This is a genomic window from Burkholderia sp. Se-20378, from assembly GCF_017104665.1.
Classification (GTDB): domain Bacteria; phylum Pseudomonadota; class Gammaproteobacteria; order Burkholderiales; family Burkholderiaceae; genus Burkholderia; species Burkholderia lata.
Genome location: NZ_JAAGPG010000357.1, coordinates 1 through 8,512, shown reverse-complemented (window position 1 = coordinate 8,512; position 8,512 = coordinate 1). Strand labels below are relative to the sequence as shown.

10 protein-coding genes and 1 pseudogene are annotated in these 8,512 nt (G+C 69.0%); 9 read left to right on the top strand and 2 right to left on the bottom strand.

What is annotated here, in order from left to right; translation table 11 throughout:
* From G3N93_RS28080 to G3N93_RS28060, 5 genes and pseudogenes are all read left to right on the top strand, one after another.
* A pseudogene (locus G3N93_RS28080) lies at positions 1-219 on the top strand (serine protease); the annotation flags it as partial.
* Between the two features lie 13 nt (positions 220-232).
* On the top strand, positions 233-484 hold the full coding sequence (locus tag G3N93_RS28075) for a type III secretion protein (RefSeq protein WP_174974694.1): 252 nt from the start codon (positions 233-235) through the stop codon (positions 482-484).
* 167 nt (positions 485-651) lie between these two features.
* A complete protein-coding gene (locus G3N93_RS28070) occupies positions 652-828 on the top strand; it encodes a hypothetical protein (RefSeq protein WP_174384133.1) in 177 nt (58 codons plus the stop codon).
* A 91-nt stretch (positions 829-919) separates the two neighbouring features.
* Positions 920-1,375 carry a CesT family type III secretion system chaperone gene (locus tag G3N93_RS28065; RefSeq protein ID WP_174943594.1) on the top strand — a complete coding sequence of 152 codons (456 nt, stop codon included), beginning with the start codon at positions 920-922 and terminating at the stop codon, positions 1,373-1,375.
* A gap of 180 nt (positions 1,376-1,555) precedes the next feature.
* Positions 1,556-2,992 carry a helix-turn-helix transcriptional regulator gene (locus G3N93_RS28060; protein WP_206134417.1) on the top strand — a complete coding sequence of 479 codons (1,437 nt, stop codon included), beginning with the start codon at positions 1,556-1,558 and terminating at the stop codon, positions 2,990-2,992.
* Positions 2,993-3,131: 139 nt separating this feature from the next.
* Here G3N93_RS28060 and G3N93_RS41750 read toward each other — a convergent pair whose 3' ends face one another.
* Entirely contained in the window at positions 3,132-4,199 is a 1,068-nt protein-coding gene (locus G3N93_RS41750) for a hypothetical protein (RefSeq protein WP_241026733.1), read from the bottom strand.
* 20 nt (positions 4,200-4,219) lie between these two features.
* On the opposite strand from G3N93_RS41750, the gene G3N93_RS28050 reads away from it, so the two are divergent.
* On the top strand, positions 4,220-4,831 hold the full coding sequence (locus G3N93_RS28050; RefSeq protein ID WP_174943589.1) for a GNAT family N-acetyltransferase: 612 nt from the start codon (positions 4,220-4,222) through the stop codon (positions 4,829-4,831).
* A gap of 310 nt (positions 4,832-5,141) precedes the next feature.
* Here G3N93_RS28050 and G3N93_RS28045 read toward each other — a convergent pair whose 3' ends face one another.
* Positions 5,142-5,627: an HrpB1 family type III secretion system apparatus protein gene (locus G3N93_RS28045; protein WP_206134416.1), complete on the bottom strand. Its 486-nt coding sequence runs from the start codon at positions 5,625-5,627 to the stop codon at positions 5,142-5,144.
* Positions 5,628-5,855: 228 nt separating this feature from the next.
* Between G3N93_RS28045 and G3N93_RS28040 the strand changes: the two genes are divergently transcribed.
* The 3 genes from G3N93_RS28040 to G3N93_RS28030 all read left to right on the top strand — a co-directional run bounded on the left by G3N93_RS28040 (position 5,856) and on the right by G3N93_RS28030 (position 8,466).
* Complete coding sequence (locus tag G3N93_RS28040) at positions 5,856-6,461, top strand: hypothetical protein (protein WP_174989871.1); 606 nt, start codon at positions 5,856-5,858, stop codon at positions 6,459-6,461.
* A gap of 133 nt (positions 6,462-6,594) precedes the next feature.
* Positions 6,595-7,671 carry a HAMP domain-containing sensor histidine kinase gene (locus tag G3N93_RS28035; protein WP_206134418.1) on the top strand — a complete coding sequence of 359 codons (1,077 nt, stop codon included), beginning with the start codon at positions 6,595-6,597 and terminating at the stop codon, positions 7,669-7,671.
* Positions 7,672-7,716: 45 nt separating this feature from the next.
* The gene (locus G3N93_RS28030; protein WP_174948099.1) at positions 7,717-8,466 is read left to right on the top strand and encodes a response regulator transcription factor; all 750 of its coding nucleotides are present in this window, start codon (positions 7,717-7,719) and stop codon (positions 8,464-8,466) included.
* The last annotated feature ends 46 nt before the right edge of the window (positions 8,467-8,512 follow it).

Here is an 8,512-nt window from a genome sequence, read left to right as displayed (position 1 = left end):
CACGCGCAGCTGCGCGCGGCGGTCGAGCGCGTGCGCGCCGACGTCGGGCCGAACGTGCGCGCGATCGACGTCGATGCACGCCAGTCCGGCGACGCACCGGTGCCCGTCGCGTACTCGGGGATGCTCGAGATCGGCGACGTGCGCTACATCGAGACGCCGGACGGCGTGAAGCACGTGTTTGCGGGCGCGTCGGCGAACGGCGCGACGAACCTCAACTGATGGGAGAAACGGCATGTACGAAGCATTGGAACGGGCGGCGGATGAATGCGGACCGCTCGAGCAGGCGCTCGGGGCGCCTGACGCGGCGGTACGGATCGGCGTGCTCCGCGAGGCGCTGGGCGAGACGGCCGAGCGGGTGAGCGCGGCCACCGCGCAGGCGGCGAGCGACTACGACCGCGACGCGATGCAAAAGATCTATCGCGGCTTGCTGGCGGCGCAGCGGATTGTCGCGACGTTGCACGAGGCGAATGCGACGGCCGCATAGCGGCCCTGGTTTCGCCGCGCAGCGGGCGGCGGCGGACGGAGCGGCGCGAGCCGTTCCCGACGATGCCGCCCGCTGCGCGGCAAAAAAGCGGCGGGCCGCGACATGAAGCGGCGGCGCTGGAACGTTGTCAACGCGTGATCGAATCACGCACTTTCTGGAGAGTAATCATGTCGGCATTGGTCGGTGGTGCACTGGGCGAAATGACGAAGGACACGATGGCAGGCATCGCGTTTTCGAAGGCGGCAACGAAACTGCAGCAGATGCAAGAGATGACGAAGGCGGAGAACGACGTGAAGAAGCAGGCCACGAAGATGGTCGGCGACGCGTCGAAGCCGGCGCAGTAAGCCGGCTGCCGTTCGGCATCGTGTTGGGCGGCCGGCGCGCGAGCGCCGGCTGTATTTTTTTGGGGACGCCGGATACCGGGGTGAAACTGTCATGAGTTGGGAACGTTACGCACAGGTCGTCGCGGAGGTATGCGCGGTTGTCGGCCTGACGGACGTCGATTACGTGCTCGAGACGCGGACGATCGACGTCGAGGGCTTCGACGTGCGCATCGAGTACTTCGACGAGGATCCGGAGTCGATGTACGTGAATTTCCATTACGGCATCGTCAGCGCGGGCCGCACGCTCGCGGTGTACCGGCTTCTGCTCGAGGCGAACCTGCTGATCTACGCGCAGGACCAGGCGCAACTCGGGATCGACGCGGACACCGGCAGCATCGTGCTGCTGATGCGATTGCCGCTCACGCCGGACGTAACGGGCGAGACGCTCGCCGATCTGTTCGCGCACTATGCGGAGCACGGCCGCTACTGGCGGCAGAACATCATCGAATCGGGCGACGAGATGTTCAGCGGTATCGCGTCCGGCGAATATTTCTGGCTGCGGGTGTAGCGCGGCCCGCGCAACCGGCGGGCCAATCGTAACGGAACGTCACAAATTGCTGCGCGGATCCGGCGCGAACGAGACGATAGCGGCACGCATCCATGCACTGCACCCCGCGACGAGCGGCGGCGCGGCGCGCGGATCGAGCCCGAACTTCGTATTCGAACCCGCTTGCCGAAAGGATCCACCATGTTTTCGACACTCTATTTCGCTGCCGCCGCCGCGCTTGCCAATCCGGCGTCGACCGACGCCTACGCAGCGCGCGTGTTCGACGGCCGCTTCGCCGAAGCGGCCGCGCTCGTCGCCTCGCGCTGCGAAGCCGACCCGGGCGACCCGGCCAACGACGTGCGCGACGTCAGCGCGTACGCGGACATCCAGCTCGTGCTCGGCCGCTTCGAGGAGGCCGAGGACATGTTCCGCCGCGCGTTGAAGCTGCTGCGCGATTCGCGCGACCAGACGCGCGTGATGACCTGCCGCAACGCGAGCTGGCAGGCGTTCTTCCAGAACCGCTGCGGCGTCGCGCAGGCGGGCTTACGACGGATCGCCGACGATCGCGCGGCGAGCGCCGGGCAGAAGCTCGAGAGCCTCGTCGGCGCGTGCGTCGTCATGCCTCATCTCGGCCGCGCCGAGGACGCGATGGGGGCGCTCGACGGGCTCGACGCAGCCGCTCGCGATGCCGATCCGCGCTGGCGGCAGCTCGCCGGCGCGCTGCGCGCGGACTTGCTGCTGCAATACCGGATCGGTCGCGCCGACGCGCTCGGCGATCACGTCTACTGGCGTTCCGCGCTGGCCGATCTGCCGTTGTCGGCGTTCGCGGAAACGGGCGCGCCGGCGGCCGATGCCGATGCGCTGCCGCTGCTGCGGAAGCGCGTCGACTACCTGCGCCAGGCATGCGCGCTCGCCGCCGGCGACCACGCGGCACTCGCGCAGATCGATGCGCATGTGAGCTGGTGCGCGAAGACGGGCCTCGTCGACTACCAGCGCAGCGTGTGCCTTGAAGTCGCGCTGGCGGCGCTCGCGGGGCACGCGCCGAATGTCGCCAACGCGATGATCGCGCCGTATCGCGATGCGGTCGGGCGCTGCGGCTCGCACGTGCGCTGGACCCTCGACTATCTGTACTGCGCGGCGAAGGTGTGTGAGCAGCAGGGGCGGATTCGCGAATCGTCGTCGCTGTATGCGCGCTATGCGCTCGCCTCGGTGCGGCACGTACGCTCGGACGGCGCGGCGCTCGCGCCCTCCCTCGCGATTGCGCGGTGCGGCACGCACGCGGCGGCGCCGAGCGACGACGTCAGCGCGCGGCTGCCCGGCAAGTACCGGCGCGCGTATCGCTATTTGATGGAGCGGCTCGACCAGCGCGACCTGTCGGTGCGGGAGATCGCCGCGCACATCGACGTGACCGAGCGCGCATTGCAGGCGGCGTTCAAGACGTTTCTCGGGTTGTCGCCGAGCCAGCTGATCCGACGGCAGCGGATGGAGCGGATTCGCGGCGAGCTGCTGTCGGAAGGGCCGCGCGCGGCGAGCGTGCTCGAGATCGCGAACCGCTGGGGGATCCAGCATCGGTCGACGCTGGTCAACGGCTATCGGCGGATGTTCGACGAGGCGCCTTCGCAGACCTTCGACCGGTGAGGACGCGGGGCGACGCACAGCGCGTCGCCGCCGGTCGGCTGTTGCACGCCGGGCGATCGTTCCGGCCGGGCGAAGCCGGCGCGCTGGGCCGCCGCGCCAATGCCTCACCGCGTGACTTCGATGTCGCGTCGACGCATGATCATCGCGACACCGCCTTCTTGATCATGTCGATCAGTTTCATCTGGAAGCTGTTGATCATCTCCGCCACGGCGAGCAGCTGGTTCGCGAACCCGACTGCACGCTGCATCCTGATCGTCTGCGCGGTCTCGTGATGGATCTGCTGGATACTCGGCATCCCGGCCGCGGCAAGCGTCTGTGCATCGTGGGCGCCGTGTGCTTCATGCCCGGCGGCGGATGCGGGTTTCGACGGCGGGGTGCCTGCAGCCAGCGATTGAGCGTGCCCGGCCCCGAGCGGCGACGGTTGCCCGTGCGCGGCTTGCGGTGTCGGTGGCGGATCGCTCAAATCGATGAGGTTGCCTTCGTGCGGGTGTGCGGAATGAAGCACGACCGGTTGCAGGACCGCATGATGCGCGACAGTCTGCAATTCGTCGGGCGTTGCGTTGAGCAGCGACGATGGCGTACCGGTGGGCTTCGTCGTGGAGGGCGGGTCGTTCAGGTCGATGAGGTTGCCTTCGTGCGGGTGTGCGGAATGAAGCACGGCCGGTTGCAGGACCGGATGATGCGCCACCGTCTGCAATTCGGCGGGCGTGGTTTCGAGTAGCGACGCGTTGTTTCCAGTCGCTTCCGGCTTGACGGCGGTGCGTTTCAGTGCCGACGCGTTCAGCGGACGGGCCTCGGGTCGAGACGTCGACGCGCCTTGCGGTCGCAAGCCTCCCAGCACGCCTGACGGCTTCGGTTGCGGGGCCGCGGCACCGGACAGGGGCGCGCCGATCGCCGGCGGGTTCTGCGAAGGCGGCGTCGAGCCCCCGGTCTGAATGGGGGATTTGATCGATACTGGCTGCACAATCCGGCTCCTGAAGAAGGTAGACCCTGGCGCCCGACTGCCGCGCAATGGGCGCACCGGGCGACACGGCGCCACTGTACGTCGACATGCGCGCCGCAGCCCGCCGCGGTGCGAAGCGATACACCCGCGCGCGAACGTCGCCGAAGCGGCGCGGCTCGCGCGATCGCGATTCGCATACGCCGCCGCGGCTTCGCGCGCATGGGGCACGCTCGCGCGTCGGCGTCCGACAATCGGCGTGTCCATTCCCTGCACCGGAGCCGCCGATGAACGCCATCCGCCCCCCCGAACTGATCGAAACCGAGCGCCTTCATCTGCGCCCGCTCACCGCCGACGATGCGTGTGAGGCCTTCGACGCGCTGTTCGGCGATCCGGCGACGACGCTCGACCTGCCGTGGCCGATTCATCGCAGCGTCGACGAAACGCGCGCGTGCATCGGTCGTCTCGCCGAAGGCTGGCGCAGCGGCGCGTTTTTCAGCTGGGGACTGTTCGAGAAGCGCGACGGCCGTCTGATCGGCACCCTCGAAATGCACGGGCGCCTGCCGCGCGTCGAGATCGGGCTCGTGACGAGCTTCGCGCCGGGGCGTGTGCGGACCCGCGCATGGTCGGAGATGCTGCGCAGGTTTCTCGACTGGCTGATCGCGCAGCCGGGCGTATACCGGATCGAGGCGTTCTGCTCGGTGACGGGCCGCGCCGCGCCGTTCATGCCGAAGCTGGGGTTCGTCAGCGAGGGCGTCGTGCGCAACTACGAGGCGCGTCCGAATCGCGGGATGAGCGCGGGCGACAGCTATCTGTTCGCGATCACCAGGGCGCCGGGGCCGCTGGGCGAGGCCGTCGCGACCCGCGATGCGGAGGCGTCGCCGCGCCAGGCTGCATGAATCGGCGAGGAGCTTGCACGGGAGCGCCAGCGCGGCGGGTTGGCGGCGACGATCCGCGCCTGCGCTCGCGCCGGCCATCGATTGCCTGCGTCCGATGCGTCGCGGCGCGCATCGCGGATTTCGCGCGGTCTCGCTGACTTTCGCCGGCGCGTCCGACCCATGACGGGAGTCGTGGCGGAGATGCGGGTTCGCCGGGGCGAACGTCGCGCGTATCCGGGCTCTCGGCATGCGGGTTCGCGCGACACGGTGACGACCGATGTGCGGCTTGCCACGAGCGCCGCAAACCACAAACTACCAACCCGCCCGATCTTCACCCCATCCCGCTCGCATGCACATGCCGCGCCCATTGATACCGGTCGAGCCGCAGCAGTTGCGAGATGCGCGCGGCGACGTCGCCGTCGTGCGCGCCGGCGCCCTCCGAGAGCTCATCCACTTTGAGGAACCGGCCGACGAGCACTGTCGACGCCCGATCGCCCGACAGCACCACGGTCTGCGCATAGCGCCGCCAATCGTCGTCTTGCAGCGCGTACAGGCACCAGCTCTGCAGCGCCGTGCACAGCGGCGTGCCGCGCGCCTGGTCTTCGAGCGTGCGCAGAATGTGCAGCGCGCCGATCCAGTCGCGCCGGCTGATCCGCAGCCGCACGTCGCACAGGTCGACCGCGGCGTTGCGCGGCTGCAGGACGCGCAGCGCGATCAGCAGTTCGTCGAGGTCCGCGTGTGCGCTCGCGCGCAGCCCGACCGAAAAGGCCGAGAGCAGCGCGCGCAATGCGGCTTTGTTGCACGATTTGATCGCCATGTCGGTGCGATGCGTCGAGAAGAGATGATCCGTCGGCGATGATCGCCGCCGTACGCGCGGAGCGCGGCCGGCGGGTGCGAAGCGACATCGTGTGCGGCGAAGCGATGCGCGCGTTGCGGCGGCGGCGCACGATGCGCGCCCGATCGTTTCGGGCGCCGCGACGTCGCTTCGTGCGGTTCGCGGCGCGCGCGGTCGCGCTGCCTAAGCTTGTCGTCGAACCGCGGGCGCATGAGTGCCGTGCGCGTTCTGTTCCCTTTCCTTCAGTCGATTCACATTCATAGCGAGACGATCATGAGCGTTAACGGCATTACATCGACGACCATCCACCCGTCGCAGTTCAACTCCTCGTCGACGTCGTCGAGCAGCCGCGATCAGAAGATCGACAAGCTGCTCCACGAAATCGAAGCGCTGCTGATGCAGGACGATTCGGGAGACGGCGACGACACGGACATCGGCGGCGATTCGAGCGGCAACACGCCGACCGGCAACAACACCCCGACGAACCACGTGAAGCCGTCGACGGGCGACAAGCCCGGCGAAGACATGCGCGACGTCAAGCTGAACACGAAGGCGGGCGGCGAAGCGCTGCACCTGAAGATGGACTCGCAGGGCAACCTGTACAACGGCAGCGGCAATTCGGTCGGCGTCGTCGACAAGGACGGCAACGTGAAGCTGAACTCCGGTGCGACGAAGGAGCTGGAGCGCCTCGAGACGGGCGGCAATCCGTTCATGAACGCGAACGTCGGCAAGCGCGGCGCCGGCGGCAACATGGAGTTCACGCCGGACGAAGTGACGGTGAGCGCGGGCGACGTCGACCAGAAGAACGACTTCTGACCGCGCGTGCGGCGCGGCGCGGCGGCACTGGACACGCGCTTTCGAATCGGTGCACACTGCGCGCTCGCGCCGCCGCGTCGCGGCCCGTCCAATCATTCGCGGACCGCGACGTCCGCCGGAGTCGAACGTGATCGTGTCGCAACGGGCCGACGCCCGAATCCTCGAGGTGATGCAGGGCCGGCAGGCGTGGGGCACGCTCGCGCTCGACCGCGACGGCGCGATCGTCGCGGCCACCGAGCGCGCGCATGCGCTGTTGGGCCGCACGCTCGCCGCCGGGCTGCCGCTGCACACGCTGCTCGGCGACGCGGCGGGCGCGGATCCCGCCGCACTGTTCGACACGCTAGAACAAGGATTCGAATTCGAAACCGACGACGCGATCCTGTGGCTGACGCTGCAGCCGGTCGAGCACGATCCGGCGATCGCGGCGACGGTCACGGTCGCCGACATCACGCCGCTGCGCCGCGCGCTCGACGAGCGCGTCGCGTCGCTGCGCTTTCTGGCGCACGACCTGCGTTCGCCGCAGAATTCGATACTCGCGCTGACCCAGTTGCACGACGCCGATCCCGAAGCGTTCGCCGCGTGCGGCGGCCTCGAACGGATCGCGCAACTCGCGCGGCACGCGTTGCTGCTCGGCCAGGACTACCTCGTCGCGTCGGCGGCGGACGATCTCCGTCAGCGCCATTTCATACGCTTCGACCTGCGCACGATGCTGCGCGAGCTCGTGCCGAAGCTCGAAGTGGGCGCCGTCTATCGCGGCGTCGCGTTGCAGCTCTGGCTCGACGACGCCGTACCGCTGTGGTTGCGCGGCGCGCGCGTATTCGTCGCCCGTGCGCTGCAGAACCTGATCGACAATGCGGTGCAGGCGTCGCGGCAGGGCGCGCGCGTCGAGATCCGGCTGCACGTGCGTGACGCGCACGCGGAAGTGACGATCCGCGATTGGGCCGGCGGCCTGCCGGGCCTCGCCACGGATGGGCGCATCACCGATTTCGCGCCGCTCGCGAAGCGTGGCTCGATGGGCTTCGGCCTCGGGCTGCAGCTCGCCGCGCAGGTCGCCGCCGCGCATGCGGGCACGCTGTACGCCGAATCGAATCGCGGCGTCGGCACGGCGTTCGTGATGCGCCTGCCGATGCCCACGCCGGCAGGCGCGGCAGCTTCGGCCGTGCCGGACGGCATCGCGCGCTGGCGCGCGAGCGTCACGCCCGACGGCTGAGCGCCGGCATCCTTTCCTTTTCGCTTGACCAACCCTATTTCCGCGATGTCCGAACCGAACATGCAGCGCACCGTGCAGCAGCCCAAGCAGATCGTCGTCGTCGAGGACGATCCGGTGCAGCGCACGCTGCTCGTCACCTGGCTCAAGGCCGAGGGCTACCGCGTCGAGGCGTTCGGCGACGGGCTCGACGCGCGTCGCTTCCTCGGCGACAGCTGGGCCGATCTGCTGGTGCTCGACTGGGACCTGCCCGGGATGACCGGCGAGCGGCTGCTCGGGTGGGTGCGGAGCCGCGCGCGCTCGATCGTCCCGGTGATCTTCCAGACCGTGCATTCGGACGAAGAAGACATCGTGAAGATTCTCGACGCCGGCGCGGACGATTTCCTGATCAAGCCGCTCGAGAAGCAGACGCTGCTCGCACGCGTGCGCGCGTTGTTGCGGCGCTTCGCGGCGCTGTCGGTCGACAGCGGGCGCATGCAGCTCGGCGGCTGCGTGTTGTCGCGCGCGACGCTGACCGTGTCCGACGGCAGCGCGTCGCACGCATTCAGCGCGAAGGAGTTCGACATTCTCTGGCATCTGGCCGAGCATCCCGGCACCGTCGTGCAGCGGCAGGATCTGTTGCGGCTCGTGTGGGGCGCGGAAGCGTCCACGCAGACCCGCACGGTCGACATGTACGTGAGCCGGCTGCGCAGCCGGCTGAAAGCGGCGGGCCTCGGCTGGACCGTGCATGCGGCGTACGCGACAGGCTACCGCCTGAACCTGGGCGCGGACGTCGAGCCGGCGAATCGCGCATCGTGACGCGGCGCGCGGCCACGTCGGCTGCCGCCATCGCCATCGCGCTCGA